The 25,961-nt window shown below is 73.1% G+C and carries 24 protein-coding genes; 16 read left to right on the top strand and 8 right to left on the bottom strand.

All coding sequences use genetic code 11. The annotated features are described in order from the left end of the window. Window positions 1-62: 62 nt before the first annotated feature. Window positions 63-2,414, bottom strand: a complete 2,352-nt coding sequence (locus AB0J24_RS12245; RefSeq protein WP_358679525.1) for a LuxR C-terminal-related transcriptional regulator — start codon at window positions 2,412-2,414, stop codon at window positions 63-65. A gap of 239 nt (window positions 2,415-2,653) precedes the next feature. On the opposite strand from AB0J24_RS12245, the gene AB0J24_RS12240 reads away from it, so the two are divergent. The 3 genes from AB0J24_RS12240 to AB0J24_RS12230 are packed head-to-tail and all read left to right on the top strand — an operon-like array spanning window position 2,654 to window position 5,317. Continuing rightward, window positions 2,654-3,892, top strand: a complete 1,239-nt coding sequence (locus tag AB0J24_RS12240; protein ID WP_358679522.1) for a cytochrome P450 — start codon at window positions 2,654-2,656, stop codon at window positions 3,890-3,892. A gap of 32 nt (window positions 3,893-3,924) precedes the next feature. Beyond that, window positions 3,925-4,914, top strand: a complete 990-nt coding sequence (locus AB0J24_RS12235) for an NAD(P)/FAD-dependent oxidoreductase (protein ID WP_358679519.1) — start codon at window positions 3,925-3,927, stop codon at window positions 4,912-4,914. Between the two features lie 19 nt (window positions 4,915-4,933). After that, window positions 4,934-5,317: a ferredoxin family protein gene (locus tag AB0J24_RS12230; protein WP_358679516.1), complete on the top strand. Its 384-nt coding sequence runs from the start codon at window positions 4,934-4,936 to the stop codon at window positions 5,315-5,317. Window positions 5,318-5,435: 118 nt separating this feature from the next. On the opposite strand, the gene AB0J24_RS12225 is transcribed toward AB0J24_RS12230, so the two are convergent. Continuing rightward, complete coding sequence (locus AB0J24_RS12225) at window positions 5,436-6,548, bottom strand: nucleotide disphospho-sugar-binding domain-containing protein (protein ID WP_358679514.1); 1,113 nt, start codon at window positions 6,546-6,548, stop codon at window positions 5,436-5,438. 70 nt (window positions 6,549-6,618) lie between these two features. On the opposite strand from AB0J24_RS12225, the gene AB0J24_RS12220 reads away from it, so the two are divergent. The 3 genes from AB0J24_RS12220 (at window position 6,619) to AB0J24_RS12210 (ending at window position 9,500) form a co-directional block, all read left to right on the top strand. Then, a complete protein-coding gene (locus tag AB0J24_RS12220; protein ID WP_358679512.1) occupies window positions 6,619-7,458 on the top strand; it encodes an HAD family hydrolase in 840 nt (279 codons plus the stop codon). A 361-nt stretch (window positions 7,459-7,819) separates the two neighbouring features. Next, entirely contained in the window at window positions 7,820-8,338 is a 519-nt protein-coding gene (locus AB0J24_RS12215) for a phosphatase PAP2 family protein (RefSeq protein ID WP_358680012.1), read from the top strand. Window positions 8,339-8,342: 4 nt separating this feature from the next. After that, window positions 8,343-9,500: a decaprenyl-phosphate phosphoribosyltransferase gene (locus AB0J24_RS12210; protein WP_358679510.1), complete on the top strand. Its 1,158-nt coding sequence runs from the start codon at window positions 8,343-8,345 to the stop codon at window positions 9,498-9,500. 13 nt (window positions 9,501-9,513) lie between these two features. Here AB0J24_RS12210 and AB0J24_RS12205 read toward each other — a convergent pair whose 3' ends face one another. Further along, window positions 9,514-10,461 (bottom strand): NAD-dependent epimerase/dehydratase family protein, encoded by a 948-nt coding sequence (locus tag AB0J24_RS12205; RefSeq protein ID WP_358679508.1) that lies wholly within the window; start codon window positions 10,459-10,461, stop codon window positions 9,514-9,516. A gap of 20 nt (window positions 10,462-10,481) precedes the next feature. Further along, window positions 10,482-12,488, bottom strand: coding sequence for a DUF6541 family protein (locus AB0J24_RS12200; protein WP_358679505.1), 2,007 nt, complete (start codon window positions 12,486-12,488; stop codon window positions 10,482-10,484). A 189-nt stretch (window positions 12,489-12,677) separates the two neighbouring features. Between AB0J24_RS12200 and AB0J24_RS12195 the strand changes: the two genes are divergently transcribed. Next, a complete protein-coding gene (locus AB0J24_RS12195) occupies window positions 12,678-13,967 on the top strand; it encodes a nucleotide sugar dehydrogenase (RefSeq protein ID WP_358679502.1) in 1,290 nt (429 codons plus the stop codon). After that, window positions 13,960-14,553, top strand: coding sequence for a DapH/DapD/GlmU-related protein (locus AB0J24_RS12190; RefSeq protein WP_358679499.1), 594 nt, complete (start codon window positions 13,960-13,962; stop codon window positions 14,551-14,553). Before AB0J24_RS12195 ends, AB0J24_RS12190 begins: the two co-directional genes overlap by 8 nt. Here AB0J24_RS12190 and AB0J24_RS12185 read toward each other — a convergent pair. Continuing rightward, window positions 14,514-15,710 carry a hypothetical protein gene (locus AB0J24_RS12185; protein WP_358679496.1) on the bottom strand — a complete coding sequence of 399 codons (1,197 nt, stop codon included), beginning with the start codon at window positions 15,708-15,710 and terminating at the stop codon, window positions 14,514-14,516. The two genes, AB0J24_RS12190 and AB0J24_RS12185, sit on opposite strands and share 40 nt — an antisense overlap. 43 nt (window positions 15,711-15,753) lie before the next feature. Here AB0J24_RS12185 and AB0J24_RS12180 point away from each other — a divergent pair, with 43 nt between their 5' ends. The 5 genes from AB0J24_RS12180 (at window position 15,754) to AB0J24_RS12160 (ending at window position 21,770) form a co-directional block, all read left to right on the top strand. Then, the gene (locus AB0J24_RS12180) at window positions 15,754-16,731 is read left to right on the top strand and encodes a hypothetical protein (RefSeq protein ID WP_358679493.1); all 978 of its coding nucleotides are present in this window, start codon (window positions 15,754-15,756) and stop codon (window positions 16,729-16,731) included. Next, window positions 16,728-18,206 carry a lipid II flippase MurJ gene (locus AB0J24_RS12175; protein ID WP_358679490.1) on the top strand — a complete coding sequence of 493 codons (1,479 nt, stop codon included), beginning with the start codon at window positions 16,728-16,730 and terminating at the stop codon, window positions 18,204-18,206. The genes AB0J24_RS12180 and AB0J24_RS12175 overlap by 4 nt, the downstream gene beginning before the upstream one ends. A 296-nt stretch (window positions 18,207-18,502) precedes the next feature. Then, the gene (locus AB0J24_RS12170) at window positions 18,503-19,594 is read left to right on the top strand and encodes a DegT/DnrJ/EryC1/StrS family aminotransferase (protein WP_358679488.1); all 1,092 of its coding nucleotides are present in this window, start codon (window positions 18,503-18,505) and stop codon (window positions 19,592-19,594) included. Then, window positions 19,594-20,589 carry a Gfo/Idh/MocA family oxidoreductase gene (locus AB0J24_RS12165; protein ID WP_358679485.1) on the top strand — a complete coding sequence of 332 codons (996 nt, stop codon included), beginning with the start codon at window positions 19,594-19,596 and terminating at the stop codon, window positions 20,587-20,589. Before AB0J24_RS12170 ends, AB0J24_RS12165 begins: the two co-directional genes overlap by 1 nt. Further along, entirely contained in the window at window positions 20,586-21,770 is a 1,185-nt protein-coding gene (locus tag AB0J24_RS12160) for a glycosyltransferase (protein ID WP_358679482.1), read from the top strand. The genes AB0J24_RS12165 and AB0J24_RS12160 overlap by 4 nt, the downstream gene beginning before the upstream one ends. Window positions 21,771-21,786: 16 nt before the next feature. Here AB0J24_RS12160 and AB0J24_RS12155 read toward each other — a convergent pair whose 3' ends face one another. Continuing rightward, window positions 21,787-22,233 (bottom strand): DUF2304 domain-containing protein, encoded by a 447-nt coding sequence (locus tag AB0J24_RS12155; RefSeq protein ID WP_358679479.1) that lies wholly within the window; start codon window positions 22,231-22,233, stop codon window positions 21,787-21,789. A gap of 4 nt (window positions 22,234-22,237) precedes the next feature. Then, window positions 22,238-22,915, bottom strand: coding sequence for a glycosyltransferase family 2 protein (locus tag AB0J24_RS12150; protein ID WP_358679476.1), 678 nt, complete (start codon window positions 22,913-22,915; stop codon window positions 22,238-22,240). Between the two features lie 127 nt (window positions 22,916-23,042). Between AB0J24_RS12150 and AB0J24_RS12145 the strand changes: the two genes are divergently transcribed. The 3 genes from AB0J24_RS12145 (at window position 23,043) to AB0J24_RS12135 (ending at window position 25,097) form a co-directional block, all read left to right on the top strand. Beyond that, window positions 23,043-24,041 carry a putative sugar O-methyltransferase gene (locus tag AB0J24_RS12145; RefSeq protein WP_358679473.1) on the top strand — a complete coding sequence of 333 codons (999 nt, stop codon included), beginning with the start codon at window positions 23,043-23,045 and terminating at the stop codon, window positions 24,039-24,041. Between the two features lie 113 nt (window positions 24,042-24,154). Then, the gene (locus AB0J24_RS12140; protein WP_358679470.1) at window positions 24,155-24,670 is read left to right on the top strand and encodes a DUF3558 family protein; all 516 of its coding nucleotides are present in this window, start codon (window positions 24,155-24,157) and stop codon (window positions 24,668-24,670) included. Between the two features lie 70 nt (window positions 24,671-24,740). Further along, a complete protein-coding gene (locus AB0J24_RS12135) occupies window positions 24,741-25,097 on the top strand; it encodes a hypothetical protein (RefSeq protein WP_358679468.1) in 357 nt (118 codons plus the stop codon). Window positions 25,098-25,136: 39 nt separating this feature from the next. On the opposite strand, the gene AB0J24_RS12130 is transcribed toward AB0J24_RS12135, so the two are convergent. Next, on the bottom strand, window positions 25,137-25,883 hold the full coding sequence (locus AB0J24_RS12130; RefSeq protein ID WP_358679465.1) for an SGNH/GDSL hydrolase family protein: 747 nt from the start codon (window positions 25,881-25,883) through the stop codon (window positions 25,137-25,139). Window positions 25,884-25,961 lie beyond the last annotated feature (78 nt).

Genomic DNA, 25,961 nt, shown 5'->3' with positions numbered 1-25,961 from the left:
CCCACCGGACCGGGACACCGCCGACGCGGGTTCGGATCGCACGGCGCCACGCCCGTCCGGCCTCAGGTGCCACCGACCGCCTGCGGGCTCTGCCGGCGGCCGACCACCCAGGCGACGATCTGGGTGCGCGAGGTGAAACCCAGTTTGGCCAGGGCGTGCTCGACGTGCGCCTCCACCGTCCGGCGGGACACGCCGAGCCGCTCGGCGATCTCCCGGTTGGTCATGCCCTCACTGACGAGCTCGGCGATCTGGGCCTCCCGCGGGGTCAGGGCGGCGATCGGCTCCGCCGGCTGCGGCCCGGCCGCGTCCGCCCCGCCGGCGGGTTCGCGGCGGCCGAGTGCGAACCGCACGGCCTCGGCGAGGGTCATCTGCGTGCCCCGCCGGAACGCGGCGGTGAACGGACGTTCCCCGATCCGGCGGGCCGACCGGACGCACTGGTCGTGGTACCGCCGCAGGCCGGGGAAGTTCGCCAGCGAGAACCCGATGGCCTGCCAGATCGAGTCCGCGGCCCCGAGCAGTGTGGCAGCCCGTTCGTGGGCTCGCCCCGAGGCGGCCACGCAGGCGAGCGCCTCGAGGCACTCGGCGATCCCGAGCCGGTCGTCGAAGGTCTCCTTCATCTCCAGGCTCGCCTCGACACTCCGTTCGGCGAGATCGTGGTCGCCCTGCCGCCACGCCTGCAACCCGGCGACCCACAACGCGTACGACCACGCCCACGACTCACCGTGCGGGCGGGTCAGTTCCCGGCAGCGGCGATGTGCCTCGGCCGAGCCCGCGAACTCCCCGGCGAGCACTCTCGCCAAGCCGAGCAGGATTAGGGTGGAGCACTCGCTGCCCCGGTCGGTGCTGTGCTCCAGCTGCCGTAACGACTCGTCGAACAGGGTGATCGCGCGGGGCAGGTCGTCGGCGAAGATCGCGGCCAGGGCGCGGCCCTGGGTGACGAGCGCGAGATCGGCGGTGTCCCCGGAGTGCTGCGCGATGCGCTCCGCCTCGTCGAGCAGCTCCGATCCACCGGTGGCGCCCTCCTGCAGCACGGCCAGGCTCGCTGCCACGCACAACGGGCGGACCCGGCCGGGGCGGAGCGGGTCCCCCGCCCGCAGGAGCTGCCCCAGCCAGTGCCTGCCCTCACCGAGCAGTCCACGGGTGATCCAGTAGTAGTAGAGCGTGGCGGCCATGTGCAGCCCGGTACCGGACTCGGACGGCACCGACACGCACAGCTCCAGCGCCGCCCGGATGTTCGCGTGGTCACGGCGCAGCCGCGCGAAGCGTTCCACCTGGCCGGGGCCGATCCAGTCGGTGAAGATCCCTTCGATCAGGCCGGCGTAGAAGTCCCGGTGCCGGAGCCGCTGCGTTCGCCACTCGCCCGCCTCGCTGAGCTTCTCCGCGCCGAACTGCCGGATCGTCTCGAGCAGCCGGTATCGGACCTGTGCCCCGTGATCCTCGCGGATCAGGATCGACTTGTCGACCAGGGAGGCGAGCAGGTCGAGGATGGACTCCCGGGGGAGCCGCTCGTCCGAGCACACTCCCTCGGCGGCGTCCAGCTCGATACCGCCGGAGAAGACCGACAGCCGCGCCCACAGCAGCTGCTCGTCCGGTGAGCAGAGGTCGTAGCTCCACGCGATGAGGGCACGCAAGGTCTGCTGGCGCGCCGGTGCGTTCCGGCTGCCCGTGGTGAGCAGGCTGTACCGGGACGTCAGGCGGTCGAGTATCTGCTCGGGGGACAGGGCGCGGAGCCGGACGGCGGCGAGTTCCAGGGCGAGCGGAAGACCGTCGAGCGCGTGGCACAGGCCCGCGACGGCGAGGTGGTTCTCCTGGGTGAGCGTGAAGCTGGGGAGCGCCGACGCGGCCCGGTCGAGGAAGAGGTTGACGGCGTCGTACTGGGGGAGTGCGGAGAGCTGCCGACACTCCGGCCCGGGCGTCGACATCGGCGGTATGACCAGGATGCTCTCGCCCGCCAGCATCAGTGGCTCCCGGCTGGTGGCCAGCACCTGCAGCCGCGGGCACGCCGAGAGCAACTGGTCGACCAGCTCGGCACAGGCGTCCAGCTGGTGCTCGCAGTTGTCGAGGACCAGCAGCAGGCGCTTCTCGGCCAGGTACGAGGTCAACGTCTCGACGTGCCACTCACCCGATCCCTCCCGCAAACCCAGGGCCTCGGCGACCGCATGGCCGAGGAGCCCGGGGTCGCGGAGCTCGGCGAGCGGCACGAAGCAGACACCGTGCTGGAACGTCCGCTCGGAATCGGCGGCGAGCTTCACCGCCATGCGGGTCTTCCCGACCCCGCCGACCCCGGTCAGCGTCACGAGGCTGGTCGAGGTCAGGAGCCGGCGGGCGTCGGCGAGCTCGCGGCGCCGGCCCACGAACCGGGTCACGCCGACCGGCAACCTGCCCGTGCTGGGGGACGAGGCCGGTGGGGGCATGTGGCGATCCTAGTGAACGCCATCACAGATCCACCCCGACAAGTCGTGTCGGCGATGTAAACGACGCGCGCCGCCCCCGACCGCCCCGATCTACGTACCGACCCCTCGGATCTCACGGTGCCCGGCCCCGGACCGGCCTGTCAGCGTGGCGCCGGCGACCTCGGCCCGGGGGGCGAGCCGGCCGCCACCAGCGGCCCCGTCCCCCCCGGCCGTCCCTACCACCACCAGGGGTGAATCACATGGTTCCCATCGTGTCCACCGACCCGGACGAGATCATCGACGCCATCGTCATGGGCGGGGTGCAGGACCCGTTCCCGCTCTACGAACAGCTGCGCGAGCTCGGTAACGGCCTGCACCGATCGAGCACGCTCGGCGGTTGGATCGCGACCCGGGCGGCGGACGTCCGGGCGAGCGCCTCGGACCACGAGACGTACTCGAACGACATGGCGGCGGCCACCGGGGCGGGGGCGCACGATCCCGACGATCCGCGGCAGCGACGGTTCGCCGAGATCCAGTCGAAGTTCCTGTTCTTCCTGGACCCGCCCGAGCACACCGCGGTCCGGTCGGTGTTCCGCAGCGCGTTCACCCCGCAGGCGGTCGCCGCGTGGCGCCCCGCGGTGGAGGCGATCACCGACGAGCTGCTCGCGGACTTCACCCCCGGTGACGAGGTCGACTTCATGGAGCGTCTCGCCGCGACCGTCCCGGTGTCGGTCATCGCCACGATCCTCGGTGTCCCCAAGGAGGACCACCCGCTGTTCCGGAGCTGGTCGGACGCGCTCACCCTGGCCACCGACCCCGCGGTGCAGGGCGAGGCACGCAACCGGGCCATCGAGTCCAGCATGGAACTGTTCGACTACCTCGCCGAGGTCGCCGAGGACCGCCGGGCGAACCCGCGCGACGACCTGGCGTCGACGGTGGTCAACACCCCCACCCGCGACGGTGAACCGCTGGACCGCACGATGGCGCTCGCCCAGACCGCCGTGCTGCTCGGTGCCGGCAACGAGACGACGACGAACCTGCTCGGCAACGGGATCACCATCCTGCTGGACCGGCCCGAGCTGCTGCGGCGGCTGATCGAGGACCCGGGCGCGATCCCGGCCGCCGTCGAGGAGTTCCTGCGCTTCGACCCGCCCTTCCACCTGGACTTCCGCAAGGCGAGCCGGGACACCGAGCTGGCCGGCACCGAGATCGCCGGGGGCTCGCCCGTCTACCACCTGATCGCCGCGGCCAACCGTGACCCGCGGGCGTTCGACGATCCGTCCACGGTCGACATCGACCGGGCCGACAACCGGCATCTGGCGTTCAGCCACGGGATCCACTTCTGCGTCGGCGCACCGCTCGCACGCCTCGAGGGCCGGGTCGTCCTGGAGAAGCTCCTTCAACGGTTCCCCGGTATCGCGCCCGGGAGCGAGGCGCCGGTCCGGCGGGTCACCAACATCGTGGCCCGGGGCTGGGAGAAGCGACCGGTCCGTCTGTGACGGCGACCGCGACCGGCAAGGGGGTGAACAGCGTGCAACGGGAGCCTCGAATCCGGACCGACGTGGTGATCGTCGGTGCCGGCCCCGTCGGACTGTACGGCGCGTACTGCGCCGGGTTCCGGGGCCTGCGGACCGTGGTCGTCGACGCACTGGCCGAGCCGGGCGGGCAGATCTCCGCCCTCTACCCGGAGAAGGAGGTCCGGGACGTGGCCGGCATCCCCCGGGAGCGCGGCCGCGGCCTGGTCTCCGCCCTGTTGGAGCAGGCGTCGACCTACGGCCCGGAGCTGCTGCTCGGGTGCCGCGTGCTGCGGTTGGACCGGGCCGCCGACGGCACACCGGTCGTCGGGCTCTGCGACGGGACCGAGATCGAGGCCGGGGCGGTCGTGCTCACGGCGGGGATCGGCACCTTCACGCCGCGACCGCTCCCCGGCGGGCAGGAGTGGGAGGGCAGGGGCCTGCGGTACTTCGTGCCCGATCCGGCGGGCCACCGCGGCGAGCGGATCGTGATCGCAGGCGGTGGTGACTCCGCGGTCGACTGGGCGCACGCGCTGGCCCCGGTCGCGCACAGCGTCGTGCTGGTGCATCGCCGCGACCGGTTCCGGGCACACGCGGCGAACGTGACCGCGCTCGCCGGCACCGGTGTCGAGGTGCTCACCGGCACCGAGATCGTGGCGCTGGAGGGCGACGACCGGCTCCGCACGGTCACCTTGCGGACGCGGGGCGAGCCCGACCGGGTCACCGAGGTGGACACGGTGATCGCCGCGCTGGGGTTCGTCAGCGACCTGGGCCCGCTGGCCGAGTGGGGTCTGGAGCTGCGCGGCCGGGCGGTGCTGGTGGACCAGCGCATGCGCACCACGGTCCCGCGCGTCTACGCCGCGGGGGACCTGGCCGACCACGAGGGGAAGGTCCGCCTGATGTCGGTGGGGTTCGGCGAGGTCGCGACGGCGGTCGGGAACGCGGCGGTCGAGCTCGACCCGGCCCGGACGCTGTTCCCCGGCCACTCCACCGACGAGCAGGCGTGACGGGAACGAGGAGAACAGCATGGCGTTCGTCATCGGCGTGGAGTGCATCGACGTACTGGACCGGTCCTGCATGGACGTGTGCCCGGTCGACTGCATCTACACCGGCCTGCGGAAGAACTACATCAACCCCGACGAGTGCATCGACTGCTCGGCGTGCCTGTCGGTGTGCCCGGTCGACGCCGTCTACCCGGAGTCGAAGGCCGACACCGAGGAGCGGCGGGTGTTCGTCTCGGACTCGGCCGACTTCTTCCGGGAACCGCTCCCCGGTCGGGACCGGCCCCTCGGGAACCCGGGCGGCTCCATGGGGATCGGGGACATCGGTGTCGACACCGCGGTGGTGGCACAGTTCCCGGCGTCCGGCGCGCCCGGACCGGAGGCCGCCCGCGACCGGGACCCCGCCTAGGACGTCCAGGGCTGAGCACCGCCCGGCGAGGACGACACCGGGCTCGTCGAGGGGGCCGACGACCGTTCCGCGCCGCGGTGCGTGTGACGGGCATTGCCGCCCGGCGCCGGTGGGGCGTTCAGGCGAGCGCGGCGACGATGTCGACCCGGGCCTGCGGGGACGGCATCGCCGCGATCTCGCTGCGCACCTCCCGGGCGGCCGCGGCGATCTCGCCGTCGTGCACCAGACGGCGCAGCGCCTCCTCGGTGACCGCACCGCCGATCCCGGCCCCGCGGGCGTCGACCAGCTCCGCGTTGTACCTGCGGTCGCCCGGACCCGGCAGTGCGAGCTGCGGGACACCGGCCGCCAGCGCGGCGAGGACGTGCCCGGAGCTCCCGCCGTGCAGCACCGCCGCACACGCCGGCAGCAGCTCCGAGTGCGCGACCCGGCCGACCGAGCGCACCCCCGGCCCGGCCCGCCGGACCAGCCGGCCCGGCGGGCGGGCCAGCACGAGCTCGCAGTCCAGGTCATCGGCACCGGCCACGACCCGCAGCGCGGACGCCTGCAGGTCCCCCCGCATCGGCCCCCCGCCGCGCAGCACCAGCACCCGGGGCCGCACCGACGGCGTCTTCAACCAGCCCGGCAACGGGTCGCCCGCACCGGCCCGGCCGGGCCGCACGGCGAGTGCGTCGCGGGCCCCGGCCAGGCTCTGCGGGGTGATCGTCAGGACCATCGCGGGGCCCGGCACGCCGCGCACCCCGTGCCGGGCACGGGCCCGCTGCAGCGGGTGGGACTCGAGCAGGACCCGGGCCGCCGCGACACCGTCGAACAGGCCGCTCTCGTGCAGCACCGCGGGCACGTCGTGCCGGGCCGCGGCGAGGGCGCCGGCCGCGGCCAGTGGTTCGTGCAGCACGACGTCGGGGCGCCACTGCTCGGCGACCGTCACGACGGCGTCGGTGAGCTCCTCGTTGAGCGGCCCGAACAGGGATCGGACGCCCGCGTCTCCGCCGCGCCCGGTCAGCTCGGCACGGGCGGCGAGCGGGTGCGCGAGGAGCGAACGCGCGGCGAGCCTGCCGATCCGCAGGTTCCGGGCCACGTCGATGAACGGCAGCGCACCCGCGCCACCCGCCGGGGTCGCCTCACCGCCGGAGGCGACGAGCACCTCGTGCCCGGAGTCCCAGAGTGCGTGTGCGAACGGCAGCAGCGGCGCCAGGTGCCCCGCCAGCGGGGCCGCGACAACCAGTACGCGCACCAGCCGAGGGTAACGACTCCCGGCGCGTACAGCGGCTCGGCGGAGCTCGGGAGTTCCGTACGCTCGACCCGTGATCGCCGACAACCCGCCCCGGCTGGTCGCGACCGACGTCGACGGCACCCTGCTCGACGACCGCGACACAGTTTCCCCGCGTACCGCCGCCGTCATCTCCCGGCTGGTCGGGGCGGGGACCGGTTTCGTGCTCGTCACCGGGCGCCCGCCGCGCTGGATCCCGCCGGTGGTCGCGAAGCTGCCGGCCGGATTGGTCCGGCTGTGCGTCTGCGCGAACGGTGCCGTGCTCTACGACGCCGTCGACGACGTCGTGCTCGGCTCCCGGACCCTGGCGCCGGAGGCGCTGCGCGAGCTCGCCGCGCTGGCCGGGAAGCTGTTCCCCGGGTGCGGGCTGGGCGTCGAGCGCGTCGGTGACGCGACCACCGGACGGCTCGCACTCGGCACCGTCGACGAGTTCCTCACCGGCCCCGGTTACGTGCACGCCTGGGGCGAGCACGACGGCGGCCCGGTCAGCCGGGACGAGCTCGTCGCGCAGCCGGTGACGAAGCTGCTGATCCGGGCCCCCGAGCTGAGCAGCGAGCAGATGCTGGAGACCCTGGCACCGGAGGTCGGCGAGCGCGCCGACCTGACGTTCTCGCACTCCTCGGGTCTGCTGGAGGCGTCCGCGCCGGGTGTCACGAAGGCGACCGGGCTGGCCGACGTGGCGGCCCGACTCGGGGTCACCGCGGCGGAGACGATCGCGTTCGGGGACATGCCCAACGACCGGGAGATGCTGCGCTGGGCCGGTGTCGGCGTCGCGATGGGCAACGCGCATCCGGACCTGGTGGGGCTGGCCGACGAGGTGACCGCCCCGAACTCGCGGGACGGCATCGCCGAGGTGCTGGAACGCTGGTTCTGAGCGGTCTCCCGGCCGGTCCGCGACCAGCGGGCGCCGGCCCGGGCGACCCACGATCGAGCACTGTCGCCGGGTGCACCGCGCATGGGCGGGGCCGTGGTTGCAGCGCGCACCCCGACGGGTCACGCGTTGGTGGCCACGTGTTCACCGGGCCATCATCACCGCCTGCGAGGGCCCGCCCCGGGGCCGGTCGCCGGGCCGCCCGGGCGTACCATCACCCGCTGTCATAGCCCGGGTCGAGCCGGGTGCCAGCGGCACGCCAGGAGGGCCCCACCCCGTGGCAGACACCCTGGACCGCTCCGGTCCACACCCGACGACCGATGCGGCCGGTCGCCCGGCCGAACCCGCGCGCGGGGAGGTCGCCGTGCTCGCGGGCGTGCAGAACGCCCTCGCGAACGGGGCGTCCGTCCGCGTCGCGCGGGGGATGTCACTGTTCGGTGAGCACGCCGCGGGCTGGCTCGCCGTCGGTGTCGCCGGAGCCGTGCTCGACCGCCCGCGCCGGCGCGAGTGGCTCGGCTCGGCGGTCGCCGTCGCGTTCGCCCACGGCGCCTCGATCGGTGTCAAGCGCGTCGTCCGTCGCCGCCGCCCGGACCACCCGTCGGTCCGGGTGCTGGTCGGCACCCCGAGCCGGCTGAGCTTCCCGTCCTCGCACGCCACGTCCACCACCGCGGCCGCCGTGCTGTACGGCGGCCTGCTCGGTCGCCGCTCGCGCCTCGGTGCGACGGCGACCGTCGGACTCATGGCCCTCTCCCGCCTGGTCCTCGGCGTGCACTACCCGACCGACGTCGCCACCGGCACCGTGCTCGGCGCGGCCGTGGCCACGGGCGCGCGATCCGTCATCCGGCGCAGCGCCGCACGTCGCAACCCCACCTCCGGAGGGTGAGCGCATGACCAGTACCGACCGAGCACGCGTCGAGAGCAGCAACGACGACCGGGAGAACCCGATCGACCCGAAGGCCCCGGCAGGCACCGTGTCGGACACCCCTGATGGCACGGTGTCGGACACGCCGGCGGACGTCCCGGGCGACTCGGTGGCGGCCGTCGCCGAAGCGGCCGACCCGACCACCCCGGTCGAGCCGGACGCCCCGGACGACGCGGGAGCGCCCGAGGGTCACGCGGCCGACGCGGCCGGCGGCACCCGGCCGCACGTCCCGCTGGACCCGTCCGAGCGGACCCCGGCGATGGTCGCCCGCGGGCTGGTCAGGACGATGCGCCCGCGGCAGTGGGTGAAGAACGTCCTGGTGCTCGCGGCGCCGTTCGTCGGCGGGGGCCTGTTCGACACGTCGGTGCTGATCGACTGCCTGGTCGCGTTCGTCGCGTTCTCCCTGGCCTCGTCGGGCGTCTACCTGGTGAACGACGCGCTGGACGTCGAGGCCGACCGGGCACACCCGACCAAGCGTCGCCGTCCGATCGCGGCCGGCATCGTGCCGTTGCCGCTGGCCTACGTGGCGGCGGGCGTGTTGTTCGTGGTGTCGATCGGGCTGGCGGTGCTGGTCACCTGGCAGCTGATCGTGGTGCTCGCGGTGTACGTCGCCGTCCAGCTGTCGTACTGCCTGTGGCTCAAGCACCAGCCGGTGATCGACATCTGCATCGTCGCGTCCGGGTTCCTGCTGCGCGCGATCGCCGGTGGTGTCGCGACCGCGATCCCGCTCTCCCAGTGGTTCCTGCTGGTCGCCGGGTTCGGGTCGCTGTTCATGGTGGCCGGGAAGCGCTATGCCGAGATGGCGCTCGCGGAGCGCACCGGCGCGAAGATCCGCAAGTCGCTGGAGAACTACTCGGCGTCCTACCTGCGCTACATCTGGACGCTGTCGGCCACGGTCATGATCACCACGTACAGCCTGTGGGCGTTCGAGATCCGCGAGCTGCACGACACGGTGTGGTCGGTGCTGTCGATCGTGCCGTTCGTGATCGCGGTGCTGCGGTACTCGGTGGACGTCGACCGGGGCAGCGGCGGCGAGCCGGAGGAGATCGCGCTCGCCGACCGGGTGCTCCAGGTGCTCGCGGTGGCCTGGCTCGGGATGCTGACGCTGGCCGTCTACGGCTGATCCGCCCGGCGGCTCAGCCGCGCGAGAGGTGCCAGGCCCAGGTCGCGGCCAGGCCGTCGGCCAGGGGGGTCGGATCCGGCAGCCCCAGCGCGGTGAGGCCGCGGGTCGGGTCCAGACAGCTGCGCCGCAGCTCGCCGGGCCGGGCCGGCTCGAACTCGGGCGCGAACGCGTCCGGGTCGAGGCCGGCCACCCGGCCGATCGTCGCGGCCAGCTCGGTGATCGTCGACTCGGTGCCGGTGCCGACGTTGAACACCTCGCCGGCGAGCTCCCCGGCCGAGAGCCGGTCGGCGGCGGCGAGCGCCGCACGGGCGACGTCGCCGACGAACAGGAAGTCACGGGTCTGCCCGCCGTCACCGAACACCGTCGGCCGGCCGCCGTTCCGCGCCCGGTCGCAGAACAGTGACACGACCCCCGCACCGCCCGCCGGGTGCTGACGCGGCCCGTAGACGTTGGCGAAGCGCAGCACCAGCGCCGGCAGACCGTGCGCCCGCACGAAGAACCGGGTGTAGCGCTCCGCGGCCAGCTTGCTGAGCCCGTACGGCGACTCCGGGTCGGCCGGCTCGTTCTCGGTGGTCGGGAGGGGGGCACCGTCGCCGTAGATCGCGCCGCCGGTGGAGCACACCACGACCGCGCGCGCACCGGAGCCCAGTGCGGCCTGCAGCACCGAGAGGGTCCCGAGCACGTTCACCGAGGCGTCGTGCAGCGGATCGGCCATCGAGGTGCGGACGTCGATCTGGGCGGCCAGGTGGTACACCGCCTCCGGGCGGAACCGGCCGGCCAGCGCGGCCAGGGCGTCGGCCTCGCGGATGTCGAGCTCGGCGAGCTCGACGCCGGCCGGGACGTTCTCCCGATTGCCGGACGACAGGTCGTCGACGACGAGCACCTCGTCACCGCGGGCGACCAGTGCGTCGACCAGGGTGGAACCGATGAAGCCGGCTCCGCCGGTCACGAGCGCGCGCATGTTTCCTCCGGGCCGCCCCGTCAGGCGGGCGGGTCGATGGCTTCGAGGTCCAGCCGGTACACGGTGACCGTGCCGCTGCGGAAGGCCGGGGTGAGGCCGGGCAGTTCTTCCTGGTCGAGGTCGGTGAGGCCGGGTGCGGTGGTGAACCTAGTCGAGGACTCCGTCCAGGACTCGGGGGCGCCCCCCGCCCCGATACCGGGGGCGTCGGTGTCGACGTAGACCCAACCCACGTTCAGGTCGCGCAGCATCCGCCGGATCTGCGGGTCGTCGGGGTAGTCCTTGAAGGCCCGCATCAGCTCGTAGGTGTGCGGCGCGGCCCCGGTGCCGAGCGTCGTCGTGTTGACGATCGGGATCCCGGCGTCGACGTAGAGGAAGATCGAGCCGTCGTTCGCGGAGTTCAGTACCCGTTCGCCGGGTGCGACCCTGCCGTCGAGGAACCGGACTGCGGCGAGATCGTCCGGACCGACACGGACGAACTCCGGGGTCGCGTACCGAGCGCTGACCGCCTCGGTGTTCGTCGCGGCGGCCCGCCCGACGGGTACGGCGAGCAGGACGGCCAGCACCGCCAGGACCAGCCCCGAGGCGACCGGTCCGGGCCGCAGTGGTGCCGGGAGGGGCCGGTGCACCCGGCGCCGGGCCCATCGCACGGCGCCGGTCACGGTCAGGACCACGCCGAGTGCCGCCAGGGCCGGAACGAAGATCGCGACGTGTGACCAGATCCTCGGCGGGTCGTTGTAGAACAGCCCGGTCAGCAGGCGCAGCGGGCCCTGGGCCGGCGCGAACATCGCCGACACGGTGACGACGACCCAGGTCGCCCAGGCTGCGACGACGCCGAGTCCACCGCCTGTCCGCACCACCACGAGCACGCCGTACAGGTACAGCACGGTCAGACCGGCCAGGCCGATGGCCCGAGCGGGATCGAAATAGCCGCCGTACACCAGGCCGACCGCGCTGCCGATCGCGTCGCCCAACGGGGCGCCGACCTGTGATCGGGGGAAGGTCCCGACCGATCCCGCCGACTCCCCGCCCTGCAGCACCAGGGGGAACGCGAGAAGGCCTGCGACGACGCCGCTCCCGAGCAGCACGGGCAGCGCCCGGCGGATCCGCTGCCCTCCGTCGCGCCCGGCCAGGTCACCCAGCAGCCACACGGCCACACTGACGGCGACGGTGGCCGCCGCGCTCGGGTGGACCGCCAGGATCCCCCCGGCGCCGGCCCCGCACGCGACCGCGACCGGCACACCGGGGCGGTCGGCGACGAGGAGCATCGCCGCGATCAGCCCCGGAGCGAGCGCGAGTGCCACCGCGCCGGAGTAGATGCCGCCGTCGTGCATGAGCTGGACACCGGGCCGGTAGAGCGCGGCGGCGATCACCGCTGCCGTCCCCGCGGCGAGCCAGGCGGTGCCGGCACCGACGCCGGCCCGGCGGGCGGCCACCACGGTCAGCACGGCTGCCGACACGATCCAGCACACCGCGAGGTAGACCACGGTCATGGCGTTGATCGCGACGACCGGCCCCGTGCCGAGCCCGGACAGCAGCGCCGGCGTGAGGTGCCCGCCCCCGGGGTAGAAGCGCACCGGTTCGCGGGTGAGCACATCGATCGGCCGGATCAGCCAGGGCGCTGCCTCCCCGGTGCGGTCGATGTAGCTGACCAGGAACAGGTGGGTGATCATGTCGTGTTCCTGCGGGATCCGGTCGAGCCCGCCGAACCCGCGCAGCCAGGTGCGGACGGCGAGCACGCCACCGGCCAGCACGCCGAGCAGACCCACGGCGATCGGGGCGATCGGGCGCCGGAGGGCCGGGAACCGGGTGGGCCGGTCGCGCAGCCGCCGTACCAGGCCCACCGCCAACAGCAGCACGACGACCGGCGCCACGGTGCCGGGGGAGAACGGCAGACCGAGCGGGGCGAGGACCATGGCGACGAGAAGCAGCAGACCGATCGACGCGGTCGGGACCACGGAGACCGACAGCAGCGGCGAGCGCAGCCGGAGGGCGAACACCAGCGCAGCACCGGGGAGCAGGGCCGTCACGACGGCAGCGAGCAGGATCAGGCGGTCGATCGGTTCCTCCTACTCCGGCGTCGGGGCGCCTCTCGCTCGAACGCGACACCGTAGCCCCGCCCGTGGCCGGCGCGGCGATGCCACACCGTCGGCGGCCCGGACCGACCCCGACCGTAGGCTTCCCGCCGACGTCCGCACCGCTTCCGGAGGACCTGTCCCGTGCAGATCGCAGTCATCGGACTGGGAAAGATCGGCCTCCCGCTGGCCGCCCAGTTCGCCTCGAAGGGCCACACCGTCGTCGGCGTCGACATCGCGCCCGACGTCGTGCGGTCGGTCAACGACGGCGTCGAGCCGTTCCCGGGGGAGGCGGGCCTCGGCGATGCGCTCGCCGAGCTGGTCCCCGCCGGGGCGTTGCGCGCCACGACCGACCACGCCGAGGCCGTCCCGGACGCCGACGCGGTCGTGCTCGTCGTGCCGCTGTTCGTCGACGAACAGGCCCGGCCGGACTTCGGTGCGCTGGACGCGGCGACCGAGGAGCTGGCGGCGCACCTGAGCCCCGGCACGCTCGTGTCCTACGAGACGACGCTCCCGGTGGGGACCACCCGTGACCGGTGGAAGCCGATGCTGGAGAAGGGCTCGGGCCTGGCCGAGGGCGTCGACTTCCATGTCGTCTTCTCGCCGGAGCGGGTGCTCACCGGGCGGGTGTTCGCGGACCTGCGGAAGTATCCGAAGCTGGTCGGCGGCCTGTCCGAGGCCGGCGCCCGCCGTGCCGCGGAGTTCTACGCCGCCGTCCTGGACTTCGACGAGCGCACCGATCTGCCCCGGCCCAACGGGGTCTGGGACCTGGGGTCGACGGAGGCCGCCGAGCTGGCGAAACTCGCCGAGACGACCTACCGGGACGTGAACATCGGACTCGCCAACCAGTTCGCCCGGTTCGCCGGGTCGGCCGGCATCGACGTGCAGCGCGTCATCGAGGCGGCGAACTCGCAGCCCTACAGCCACATCCACCAGCCGGGCATCGCGGTCGGCGGGCACTGCATCCCGGTGTACCCGCGGCTGTACCTCTGGAACGACCCGGACGCGACGGTCGTGCGTGCCGCGCGCGAGGCGAACGCGTCGATGCCCGCCTACACCGTCGGGCTGCTGGAGGGCGCCTTCGGGGACCTGACCGGTGCCCGGGTGGTCGTGCTGGGTGCGGCCTACCGGGGCGGGGTGAAGGAGACGGCGTTCTCCGGCGTCTTCCCGACCGTCGCCGCGCTCCGCGACCGTGGGGCGGTGCCGCTGGTCCACGATCCGCTGTACTCCGACGACGAGCTGGCCGCGCTCGGGCTCGACCCGTACCACCTGGGCGAACCGGTCGACGCGGCGGTGATCCAGGCCGATCACGCCGGGTACGCCGAGCTGGGGCCGGACCGGTTGCCGGGTGTGCGGGTGCTCGTCGACGGCAGACGGATCAGCTCGGCGGACCGCTGGCCGGGCGTGACCTACCGGGTGATCGGCCGTGCCTGAGCCGTACGTGGCCCCCGGTGCCGACGTCGCCGGTTCCGCCCGGCTCGGCGACGGCGTCACGGTGTGGCATCTCGCCCAGGTCCGCGAGGACGCCGAGATCGGCGCGAACTCGATCGTCGGTCGTGGGGCGTACGTCGGGATCGGGGTGCGGGTCGGGGAGAACTCGAAGATCCAGAACCACGCGCTCGTCTACGAGCCTGCCGAGCTCGCCGCCGGGGTGTTCATCGGTCCCGCCGTGGTGCTCACCAACGACACGTTCCCCCGGGCGGTCAACCCGGACGGGAGCCGGAAGAGCGCCTCCGACTGGGACCCCGTCGGGGTCACGGTCGGGGAGGGCGCCTCGATCGGTGCCCGCGCCGTGTGCGTCGCGCCGGTGACGATCGGGGCCTGGGCGACGGTGGCGGCCGGGGCCGTGGTGACCCGGGACGTGCCGGCCCACGCCCTGATGGTCGGCGTCCCGGCCCGCCGGGTCGGCTGGGTCGGCCGGGCGGGCGTCCCGCTGGTGGAGAAGGACGGGGCCTGGCACTGCCCGTCGTCCGGCGCGGTCTACACCGAGGACGGCGGCTCGCTGCGCGAGACCGGCTGAGCGCCGTCCCCGAGCAGCTCGGCGACGGCGGCCCGGGTGGCGGCGGCGTCCTCGGTGGAGTTGAGCACCTCGGCGGCGCGGTGCGCGGCCTGCTTGTACCCGGCGACCTGCTCGGGGGTGAGCGCGGCGAGGGTGTCGCGCATCGCGGCCGCGGTGTGGTCGGGGGCGATCGCGCCGAAGCCGTGACCGGTGATGAGCCGGTCGGTCTCGGGGGCCGAGTTGAACACCACCGCCAGCCGTGCCTGGACGAAGTCGAAGATCTTGTTCGGCAGCATCAGGCGGTGGTTCGGGGTGAGCGGCGGCAGGCTGAACACCCCGACGTCGTAGGCGTTGAGCGTCGAGGCCAGCTCGTGCGGACGGACCGGGTCGTGCAGGGTGATCCGCGGGTCGCCGCCGATCAGTTCGCGCAGCTTCCCGAGGTAGCGGCCGCCGTCGCGGCTCGGCACGAGGTACAGGTCGAGGCTGTACCCCGATCCGAGACCGCGGACCGCCTCGACGAGCGCCTCCAGGTTGCGGCCGGGGATCGCGCCGCCGCTGTGCACCAACCGGATGCGCCCCTCCACCAGCGGCTGCGGTTCGAGATCGCGTCGCGGTCCGGCGTTGCGCACCACACGGCACCGGACGCCGAACCTCTCCCGGTACAGCTCGCCGATCGAACCGTTCACGACCGTCACCGCCGACATCAGCGGCAGGTACTTGGCGCACTGGTGGAACATGAACGGCCGGACGAGCAGCCGCCACGAGGCCACGTGCGCGCGTTCCTCCGGGGCCCACTCGTGCAGGTCGGCGAGTACGGGGGCGCCGTCCGCGACCCGGTGGGCGAGCGCCATCGCGCGGGCCTCGTTCGCGACGACGACGTCGAACCGACGGCCGGCGAGCAGGCCCAGTGCCGCCTGCACGGCGGGGCCCTCGAACTCGACCCGGTCGAACCGGCGGGCGGCGAGCAGCAGCACCCCGGCCGGTGTCTGCGGCAGCGACGGCAGCGAGGGATCGATCGCGAGGTGCTCGGCCGCTGCGGCGGGCCGTTCGCCGTACCCGATCGTGGTCACGTCGCCGAGCTCGGCGAGGACGTCGAGCTGGCGCAGCACGCGCGCGTCGGCGGTGATGTCGGAGAACGAGATGCAGAGGATCCGCCGCCGGGGCGCACCGTCGACCATGGCGCCGGAGTCTAGGGACCTGCCGGTCTCTACGATCGCGCGCATGTCGTCGCCGACGGTGCTGCACGTGAACGACGCCGCGTTCACGGCCGAGCGGATGATCACCGAGGCGCACCGGCGCGGGCTCGACTGGACCTTCATGGACAAGGCGGCACCCGCCCGGGAATGGCGGGGGATCACCGGGCGCACGCGCCGGGCGGTGATCGGCGGGGCATGGGTGGCGCGGCTCGCGGTGGCCGCACGCAGGCACGACATCGTGCACGTGCACTCGGCCTCGACCCTGGCGCACTCGCGGCTCGGGGCACCCCGTTACGTCGTGCACTGCCACGGCACCGACGTCCGCACCGCCCAGTACGACCCGGCCCGGCGGGCGACGATCGTGGACGGTCTCCTCCGCGCCGAGGCGGTGCTCTACTCGACGCCCGATCTCGCCGAGCACGTGCTGGTGCACCGGCCGGACGCGGTGTACCTGCCGGTCCCGATCGACGTCGACGCGGTGCCGGAGTGGGCACCGGCCGGCCGCCCGCAGGTGGTGTTCGCCTCCCGCTGGAGCCCCGAGAAGGGCGTCGCCACCCAGCTCGCCGTCGCCCGTGACCTGACCGCCCGGTTCGGCGGCCGGGTCGAGCTGGTCGGGCTGGACTGGGGGCCGTGTGCCGCTGAGGCGGCCGCGGCCGGCGTCCGGCTGGTGCCCAGGACCGGGCACGCGGGCTACCTCGCCCTGCTGGCCGGCGCGTCGGTGGTCGTCGGTCAGTCGGCCGGCATCCTCGCCGCGAGTGAGCTGGAGGCGCTGGCCGCGGGGGCACCGGTCGTCGTCCCGGTGCCGTTGCCGCTCTACGACGGTCCACCGGTGCTGGCCGTGGAGGCGGAGACGGCCGCCGACGCGGTGGCCTCCGTGCTCGACGGCACCCATCCGCACGATCCGGCGGCGGTCCGCGGCTGGACCCGGGCGGTGCACGGTGTGGCGAACGCGGTGGACGTGGTGACCGACCTGTACCGGAAGGTCCTGGTGGAGCGCGGATGAGCGGGTTGCGTCCGGTGCTCGGCCGGATGTTCACCCCGGTCCGGCTGGACGACCCGACCCCGACCTCGCTGACCCGCGGTGGCTCGCTCGCGGTGACCGGGCTGGTCGCCCAGGGCGTCCTCCGGTTCGCCACCTCCTGGCTGGTCGGCCGGCTGGCCGGGCAGGCCGAGCTGGGTGTCGTGGCGTCGGCGATCGCGGCGGCGACGATCCTCGCCCTGCTCTGGCCGACCTCGACGGGCAGTGCGGCGTCGAAGTTCCTCGCCAGGGCACGTGGGGCCGGCTCGGTCGACCAGGCCCGTGCGGTCGCGGCCCACCTGCGACGCCGGACGCTGATCGCGGTGCTGGTGCTCGCGGCCGCGGCGATCCCGGTGTGGGTGTACCTGGACGGCGGGAGCCCGACCGGGGCGCTCGCGGTCGCGCTGCTCACGATCGGCTACTCCGGTTACAGCTTCACCCGGGGCGTCCAGTTCGGCACCGGACAGACCCTGCGGGCCACCGGCTGGGACGTCCTCTGCGTCGGCCTCGGGCTGGTCACGCTCACGCTCATGCTGCTCAGCGGCGTCCGCGGTGTCGCGCTGGTACTTCCGCTCGCGGTGGCCTACGGCGTCTACGCGGTCGCCGGCTGGCCGTTCGGCGGCGGGGGACGACCGGAGCCCGCGCGGCGCCGGGAGATGGACGGCTTCGTCGCGCTCGGCGCGGTGGGCTCGCTCGCGAGCGCCGGGTTCCTCCAGCTCTCCCAGATCGTGACCCGCCTCGTCTCGGGGGACGAGGGCGCCGGTGTGTACGCCGCGGCGGTCGCGCTCGCCACACCGGCGTCGATGCTCGCGGTGTCGCTGTCCCTGGTGCTGCTCCCGGCGCTGTCCGAGACGCTGGGCCGGGCCGACGAGGAGGCGTTCCGGGCCCGTACCGACCAGGCCAATCGGTCGCTGGCCGTCGTCGTCGTGGCCCTCTTCGGGGTGATCGCGCTCTGCAGCCGGTTGCTGATCCGGATCGTCTGGGGCGACGCCTTCGCAGCGGCCGCACCGATCCTCGCGGTCCTCTCGGTGGCCGTGCTGTTCACCACCCTCGGCGTCGTCCCGGTGAACGCGATGACGGCCCGGTCACAGCGCGGCATGGCGATCAACGTGGCGGCGAGCCTGAGCGGGCTGGCGGTCGGTACGGCCGTCTGGTCCGTCGTGGCGCCGTCGTTCGGCGGGATCGGGGTGGCCGCCGGCTACCTGGCCGGGACGCTCGTCATCGCGGCGGTCCCGGTCGCGGTGGTGTGGCGGACCGGCCGCCAGCGCTGGGGCGGGCTCTACGCCAGGGTGGCGCTCGCGCTCGGCCTGCTGGCGGCGCTGTACGCCGCGCAGGACCGGCTGGACCTGGCGCCGTGGCTGGATCCGGTCGTCGCGGTGGTGTTCGTGGCCGTCTGGCTGGCGCTCAACCGCGCCGACGTCGCGCGGCTGCCCCTGCCCCGGCTGCCCGGACGGTCCTGAGCGACCGTCGCGCGGCCCGGTGCGCGGGCCGTCCGGCATCCCGCGGGCCCGGCTCCGGCTCGTGCTCCGCGCGGACACCACGCAACTGCGGCCGCGCGGACGGTGGGACGGCGGGACCGGACTCCGAACGGCGAACCGGACATCTTTTCGTGGCCGTATCGCAGACGCACCTGGAGGACGTTGTCACGTGCAGATATCGATGACGTTCGAGATGTGTGTCGGCCCGGGTCTCGCGCTGCAGGTCGGGGCCGTGGAGCTACTGTCGCTCCGACATGTACTCGTAACAAGGACACCGGGTGAGCACTGAATTCATTCCGGCGGCGAAGCCGGTGGTAGGGAGTGCCGAACGCAGCGCGGTCGACGCCGTGCTCCGCTCGGGGATGCTGGCACAGGGCGCCGAGGTCGCCGCGTTCGAACAGGAGTTCGGGCGCGACCTGCTCGACGGCCGCGCCGCCGTGGCGGTCAACTCCGGTACGTCCGCGCTGCACCTGGGCCTACTGGCCGCGGGCGTCGGGCCGGGCGACGAGGTCATCGTCCCGTCCTTCACGTTCGCCGCGACCGCGAACGCGGTGGCACTCACCGGCGCCACCCCGGTCTTCGCCGACATCCGGCGCGCGGACTACACCATCGATCCCGTGCACGTGGAGTCACTGGTCGGTGAGCGGACCCGCGGGATCATGCCGGTCCACCTCTACGGCCACCCGGCCGACATGGGCGAGCTGGAGCGGATCGCGGCCGAGCACGGCCTGGACATCTACGAGGACGCCGCCCAGGCGCACGGGGCGAGCCTGCACGGCAGGCTCGCCGGGACCTTCGGCCGGTTCGGGGCGTTCAGCCTCTACCCGACCAAGAACATGACCTCCGGCGAGGGCGGCATGGTCGCCACCGGTGACGCGGAGCTGGCCAGGACCGTGCGGCTGTTACGCAACCAGGGCATGGCCAAGCAGTACGCGAACGAGATCGTCGGCTTCAACGCGCGGATGACCGACGTCCACGCGGCGATCGGCCGGGTCCAGCTCGCCGCCCTGCCGGAACGGACCAAGGCCCGCCGGGCGACGGCCCAGTTCTTCGACGCGAACCTGCGGGGGGTCGGGCTCCCCACCGTCGGCGACGGCGTCGTGCACGTCTACCACCAGTACACGATCACCATTCCCGAGGACCGCGACGGCTTCGCGGCCGCGCTCCGCGAGGAGTACGCGATCGGTGCCGGGGTCTACTACCCGACACCGGTGCACCGGCTGCCCGCGTTCGCCAGGGACGAGGAGCTGCCGAACACCGAGTGGGCGAAGGACCGGGTGCTCTCCCTCCCGGTGCACCCCGCACTCGACGACGAGGACCGGGAACGCATCGTCACCGCGGTCAACGCGCTGGCGGGGGCGGGAGCCTGATGAGCGATCTGCGGGTGGGGATCATCGGACTCGGCATGATGGGCCGGCACCACGTCCGGGTGGTCCGCGAGACCAGCGGGGTCGAGCTCGTCGCCGTCGCCGACCCGTTCGGTGACGCGCACGGTGTCGCAGGCTCGCTGACGGTGCTGGAGAACGTCGAGCAGCTCATCGCGACCGGCATCGAGATGGCCGTCTGTGCCGTGCCGACCGCGCAGCACGAGGACGTCGGCCTGGCGCTCGCCGAGGCCGGCGTGCACACGCTCATCGAGAAGCCGATCGCGCACACCGTCGAGGCGGGGGAGCGGCTCGTCGAGGCGTTCACCTCGCGCGGGCTGGTCGGCGCCGTCGGGCACGTGGAGCGGTACAACCCGGCGCTGCAGTCGCTGCGCTCCCGGATGGCGAACGGGGACCTCGGGGAGATCTACCAGATCGCCACGCGACGGCAGGGTCCCTTTCCGGCACGGATCGCCGACGTCGGCGTCGTCAAGGACCTGGCCACCCACGACATCGACCTGACCGCGTGGCTGGCCCAGTCCCGCTACGTCCAGATCAGCGCGCAGACCACGACCCGGTCCGGGCGCGAGCACGAGGACATGATCGCCGTGACCGGCCGGCTGGCCGACGGCACGATCACCAACCACCTTGTCAACTGGCTGTCCCCGATGAAGGAACGGGTGACCGTGGTGACGGGTGAGAAGGGCGCGTTCGTCGCCGACACGCTGGCCGCGGACCTCACCTTCCACGGCAACGGCGTGATCGACACCCAGTGGGCCTCGGTCGCCAACTTCCGCGGGGTCAGCGAGGGCGACGTCGTGCGGTTCGCCATCCCGAAGCCCGAGCCGTTGCGGACCGAGCACGAATGCTTCCGGGACGCGGTGCTCGGCGTCGGCGACCGGACGGTGAGCCTGGCGGAAGGGTTGGAGACCCTCCGCACCGCCGAGTGGGCGCTGGACGAGGCCCGCGCGGCACAGGAGCGCGCGATGGTCGCACGATGAGCCTCCGGGTGACGATCGCCTCCCGGATCTTCCGGCCGGAAGCCGGAGCCGCGGCGTTCCGGCTCGGTGCGCTCGCCGACGAGCTGGTCGGACGTGGGCACCGGGTCACGGTTCTGACGAGCACACCGCCGGAGGGCGTGTGCGACGACGGTCCGATGACGGTGCGGCGCCGGCGGGTCCTGCGCGACCGCAGCGGCAGCGTGCGGGGCTACCTGCAGTACCTGTCGTTCGACGTCCCGTTGTTCTTCCGGCTGCTCGCCACCCGCAGCGACGTCGTGGTGGTCGAGCCGCCGCCGACGACGGGCGTGGTCACCCGGGTGGTGTGCGCCCTCACCCGCACGCCCTACCACTACTTCGCCGCCGACGTCGTGTCCGCCGCGGCCGCCGGGGTGGGCGTCAACCGGACCGTCGTCCGGCTGCTGGCCGCGGTCGAACGGTGGGCCCTCAACGGTTCCCGCAGCGTGCTCGCGGTGTCGGAGGGCGTCCGGCAGAGCCTGATCGGGATCGGCGTGCGGGAGTCCCTGATCGACGTCGTCGGGATGGGCATCGACACCGTTCGGTTCACCTACCGGCCGGGCCTGCCCGCGTCGGCCGGCAGGACACTGGTGTACGCCGGGACCATGTCCGAGATCCACGGCGCCGAGGTGTTCGTCCGGGCCTTCGCCGAGATCGCCGACCTCCACCCGGGCGCGCGGGTTCTCATGTTCGGCCGGGGGGTCGAGGTCCCGGCGCTGCAGCGGCTCGCCGACGAACTGGTCCCCGGGCGCGTCGAGATCCGGCCGCCGGAGTCACCTGACCGGCTCAGCGAGGAGTTCTCGGTCGCCCACGCAGCGCTCGCGTCGGTGAAGCCGGGTGTCGGCTACGACTTCGCCTTCGCCACGAAGGCCCTGGCCGGCCTGTCGGCGGGGGCGCCGGTCATCTACTCGGGTGTCGGGCCGCTGGGACCGGTGGTCCGCGAGCACGGCCTCGGCTGGGCCGTCGACTGGGAGCCGGCCGCGGTCGCGAAGGCGATGGACGAGGCGCTGTCGTCGGACCCCGACGACCAACGGAGGGCGGACCTGTCGCGCTGGGTGCTCGACCACCACAGCCTGCGATCGGTCGCTGCGGCGGCCGCCGACGTCGTGGTGGGGCCCGCCGCACGGGACGGTCGGTCGAGCTCCGCGGCACGCAGCGACCGCTAGCGGTCGCGTCCGGGAGTCAGGACGATCGCTCGTGCTCCCGCGCGGGATGCGTCCCGTTGCTCCCGGACTCGGCCGTCCTCGGTGCGTCCGCAGCCTCGTGCCGGCGCAGCAGCTCGGTGAGCTCCTCCTCGCGCCGGGCCAGCTCGGCGTCCCGGATCGCGATCTGCCGTGCGAGGTTGGTCAGGTGCTGGCTGATCTCCCGGTCCCGCAGGTAGGTGTTCAGCATGCCGAACACGAAGGCGACGACCAGCAGGTAGACGATCAGGTCGGTCCCGCGGCCGACGCCGACCATCCGGGCGAACGCGGTGACGTCCTCGGGGCGGAGGACCGCGTAGATGTTCACGAGCACGAACAGGCCGAACGCGAGCCGTTTGCTGGCCCGGATCCCGACGTTCTGCCCGCTGCGGACGAAGTAGACGAGCGCCGCCAGCGCCGCGGCCACGAGGACGATCTGGACGATCACGGCGTCACCTCTGTCGGACGGAGAGGTCGAACAGGATGTTCACCCCGTTGAACAACGACTGGCCCTTGGATCGGGAGTACTCGGTGTAGCGGATCGTGACCGGTTCCTCGCGGACGCGCCACGACGAGGAGGCCAGCGCTGCCACGATCTCGGACGCGTGCGCCATCCCGTTCATCGAGATCCGCAGTTCCTCGACCACCGGCCGGGAGAGCACCCGCAGTCCGTTGTGCGCGTCGGTCAGCTTCAGTTTCCGGCTGGCCGGCGACAGCGCGGCGACGGTGCGCAACACCAGCCGCTTGAGCAGCGGGATCGGCTCGGTGGACGCCAGGAACCGGGAACCGAGGACGACGTCGGCCTCCCCGTCGCGGACGATCGCGGCCATCCGCTCGGCGTCGTCGACGTCGTGCTGGCCGTCGGCGTCGAACGTGACGATCCGCTGTGCGCCCTGGCGCAGCGCGTAGTCGATGCCGGTCTGCAGGGAGGCGCCCTGGCCGAGGTTGATCGGGTGCCGGACGAGGTGCGCGGGCGTGCTCGCGATCTGTTCGGCGGAGGAGTCCCGGCAGCCGTCGTCGACGCACACGACGTTCGGGAACCGGGTACGGATCTCGGTCACGACGTCGGCGATGACGGTCTCCTCGTTGTACACGGGGACCACCACCCAGGTGCCGGTGTCGGCGACCACGTCCACTCCTTCGTCGCTTCGGGACGGCGCTCCTGCGCCGCCCGGGAAGGCTATCGCCCCCGCTCGGGAGGTCCGGGGACGGTGGGGCCCCGAACCGGACGAACATGACATTTCGTACGGTGAGCCGGTGGACCCCAGGACGCTGCTCGAGCTGATGCTGTCTGATCTGGAAGGCGCCCCGGAACTCTACCGGCCGACGAACTTCTGGCAGACGGGGCTGCAGAAGGTGGTGGCCGACCTGCGGGAGCGCGGTTTCGCCGAGTTCCGCAGGCACCCGAGCGCGACCTACTTCTACGCACCGCGGTACGCACCCGTCTCGCGTCCGGCCGCGGCCCTGTCGCGAGTGTTCGCCGTGGCCGGTACGCCCGGGAAGCTGATCTCCGAGCGGATCGACCAGATCCCGGTGGCGCGGGCCCACCACGCCACCGTGCGCGCACTCGACCCGACCGAACGGGCCCCACGCCTGGACGGGTTCTCGGAGTCGACGGTCGGCGCCCCGACCGAACAGCTGGTGTTCGACGGACGCCGGTTCAGCCGCTCGTCGTTGAACTACCTGCGGGGCCTGGTGATGCTCAAGCGCGCGGTGCCCGACCTGGACGTCTCGACGGTGCTGGAGATCGGTGGCGGGTTCGGCACGCTCGGCGAGATCCTGGTCCCCCGCAACGACGGCATCCGCTACATCGACGTCGACATCCCGCCGGTGGCCGCGGTCGCCACGCACTACCTGCGCGAGGTGCTCGGCGGGTCCCGGGTGCTCGACTACGCGGCGACCCGCGAGCAGGAGAAGATCGCGATCGACGAGATCGCCGAGCCCGCGGCGGTGCTGTGCCCGTGGCAGCTCCCGCGGCTCACCGGGTCGGTCGATCTGTTCGCCAACTTCATCTCGTTCCAGGAGATGGAGCCCGAGGTCGTGGCGAACTACGCGAACCTGGTCACCGATCTCGGTGCCCGCTGGCTGCTGCTGCGCAACTCGCCCACCGGCAAGCCGAACGTGCGGGAGCCCGTGCTGCGGCACCGGTACCTGGAGTTCTTCGACCGCTACGAGCTCGTCGACTCCGACGCGGGACTCTACGGCCAGGACTCCGAGGGCACGGTGTCCGAGGTGATGGTGCTCGCGCGTAAGTGAGGGGCCGGCCCCGTTTCCTCCGAACCACCCCGGAGGGTTCTTCCGGGGGCTAGCCTGGCCTTCTCGCGATGATCTTGGGGGCCGGGGTGGGTCGACCTGTTGCGTGGGTGGGTGTGGTGATCGTGGCGGGGGCCGCGCTCGCGGGGTGTTCGGTGACGCCGCCGGGTCCGTTCCCCGAGCGTCCGGCCGAGATCGATGTCTCCGTCGTGGACATGTGCACCGCACTCACGGCGGAGGAGCAGGCACAGCTGGGGGTCGGGGCCGGGGAGGCGAGAACGGCAGAGCTGGACAACGGCCCGACTCGGATCTGCGGGTGGAGCAACTACGAGGACGGTTACAACTACGGGGTGCAGACGATCGCCGACGGCGCAGAGGTCGCGATGGGGATTCCGGACTCGACGGTGGACGTCGTCGACGGTTACGGGGTGGTGGTGGAGACGGCCCAGGAGACCGTGGCGCCACGGTGTGCGCTCTACGTGGACGTGTCGGAGACCCAGGCGCTCCGGGTGCAAGTGCGTGCGATCAAGAACGACGAGGCCGGGCGGACCCCGTCGATCGCGTCGGTGTGTGAGCGGGCCGAGGCTCTCACGTCGAGTGCGCTGCGCAATCTCGGCGGCGCGGGATCCTGACCGTTCCCGCCTGCGAACGGTTCCGCCGGGACGAGCCCGGTCGGTCGCCAGGTTTCCTACCGTCGCCGCCGTGGACATCGACGCACGCCTGCCCCGCGGGACCGCTTCGGACAGCCTGATGACGCAGATCGACATCGACAACGTTCTGCAGATGCGAGCCGTTTTGGCTGAACAGGCCCGATCCATTCAGAAGGCGCTCCGTGAAGCCGACGATCTGACACGTATCGACCGCTGTGGCGACGACCCGGTCTCGCGGGACGCGCAGCGGATGTTTCAGGCGAAGATCGACACCATCTTCGCGACACACCGGGCATACATCCTCGAACTGAACGAGGCTTGCGAGCGGTTGAAAGACGCAGCCGAGCAGTACGGGTTGATCGAGGACGAGACTGTCGCGTCGTTCCGCCCGGGCGAGCCGCATCCCTGATGGTCCGGTCACCGGCCGGGGTTCGCGCCGTCCGGCCGCTCAGCAGCCCATGAAGTGCCGGTCCCGCGCCCACTCGCCGCCGGCCCACGAGGCGGGGTCGGGGGCGCTGAAGCCGGGCAGCACCGCTTCGAGCTCCCGCGTCAGCCAGGCCGCGAACCGGGCGGCACTCTGGGGGCAGGTGTGGATCCCGTCGCTGCTGCGGTCCGCGATCCCGTCGCGCTGTTCGCGGTACTCCGCCCCCCAGACCTCCGAGGAGTCGAGACGGACGGCCCGGCCGCCGGACGACCCGGCCACCTCGGCCGCGACCTGCGACGCCCGTTCCAGCTGCGCCATGTGCGGTGCGTAGAACTCGTCGGGCCGGATCGGCGGCATGTCGACGAACACCAGGTCGGCTCCGGCGGCGTCGACGGTGTCGACCAGTCGCGTGTACGCCTCGCGCTGCTCCTCCTCCGCACCCCAGTCGTAGGTGGTGACCTGGTAGACCACGGCCGCCGGGGCGGCTTCGGCGATCGCTACGGGCAGCTCGGCCCACCGCTGCTCCGAGCCCGGCCCGACGACGTTGCCACCGCCCTCCGAGGCGAGCGAGCGGAACTCGACGTCGGTCTCGGCGAACGCGGCGGCGAGCGGCAGCGCCTGCCCGGTCGCGATGGAGTCCCCGACGAACAGCACCGGGGCGGTGGTGGTCGACGGGGACGTGGTCGCTCCCGGGGAGCCGTCCCCGGGGACCGAGCAGCCTGCGGTGAGGATCAGTCCGGCGATCGTGATGGTGAGCAGCGTTCGTCTCATGAGGACGAGCCTGTCGCCGGAGTGTCGTGGTCCGTCCGCCGTCGTGTCCCGATCGTGTCGCAGTGCCGCGGGAGCCGG

Origin of the sequence: Pseudonocardia sp. NPDC049635 (genome assembly GCF_040659795.1) — a bacterium.
Classification (GTDB): Bacteria; Actinomycetota; Actinomycetes; order Mycobacteriales; family Pseudonocardiaceae; genus Pseudonocardia.
This window is presented reverse-complemented; position numbering and strand designations above follow the sequence as displayed.

Excerpts from the sequence above, each read along its gene's own strand:
- AB0J24_RS12160 (WP_358679482.1), top strand. The coding sequence starts at position 20,586 with ATGAGCCTCCGGGTGACGATCGCCTCCCGGATCTTCCGGCCGGAAGCC.
- AB0J24_RS12205 (WP_358679508.1), bottom strand. The coding sequence starts at position 10,461 with ATGCGCGCGCTCGTGACCGGCGGAGCCGGCTTCATCGGTTCCACCCTG.
- AB0J24_RS12245 (WP_358679525.1), bottom strand. The coding sequence starts at position 2,414 with ATGCCCCCACCGGCCTCGTCCCCCAGCACGGGCAGGTTGCCGGTCGGC.
- AB0J24_RS12130 (WP_358679465.1), bottom strand. The coding sequence starts at position 25,883 with ATGAGACGAACGCTGCTCACCATCACGATCGCCGGACTGATCCTCACC.
- AB0J24_RS12210 (WP_358679510.1), top strand. The coding sequence starts at position 8,343 with ATGACCAGTACCGACCGAGCACGCGTCGAGAGCAGCAACGACGACCGG.
- AB0J24_RS12180 (WP_358679493.1), top strand. The coding sequence starts at position 15,754 with ATGTCGTCGCCGACGGTGCTGCACGTGAACGACGCCGCGTTCACGGCC.
- AB0J24_RS12175 (WP_358679490.1), top strand. The coding sequence starts at position 16,728 with ATGAGCGGGTTGCGTCCGGTGCTCGGCCGGATGTTCACCCCGGTCCGG.
- AB0J24_RS12165 (WP_358679485.1), top strand. The coding sequence starts at position 19,594 with ATGAGCGATCTGCGGGTGGGGATCATCGGACTCGGCATGATGGGCCGG.
- AB0J24_RS12230 (WP_358679516.1), top strand. The coding sequence starts at position 4,934 with ATGGCGTTCGTCATCGGCGTGGAGTGCATCGACGTACTGGACCGGTCC.
- AB0J24_RS12185 (WP_358679496.1), bottom strand. The coding sequence starts at position 15,710 with ATGGTCGACGGTGCGCCCCGGCGGCGGATCCTCTGCATCTCGTTCTCC.
- AB0J24_RS12240 (WP_358679522.1), top strand. The coding sequence starts at position 2,654 with ATGGTTCCCATCGTGTCCACCGACCCGGACGAGATCATCGACGCCATC.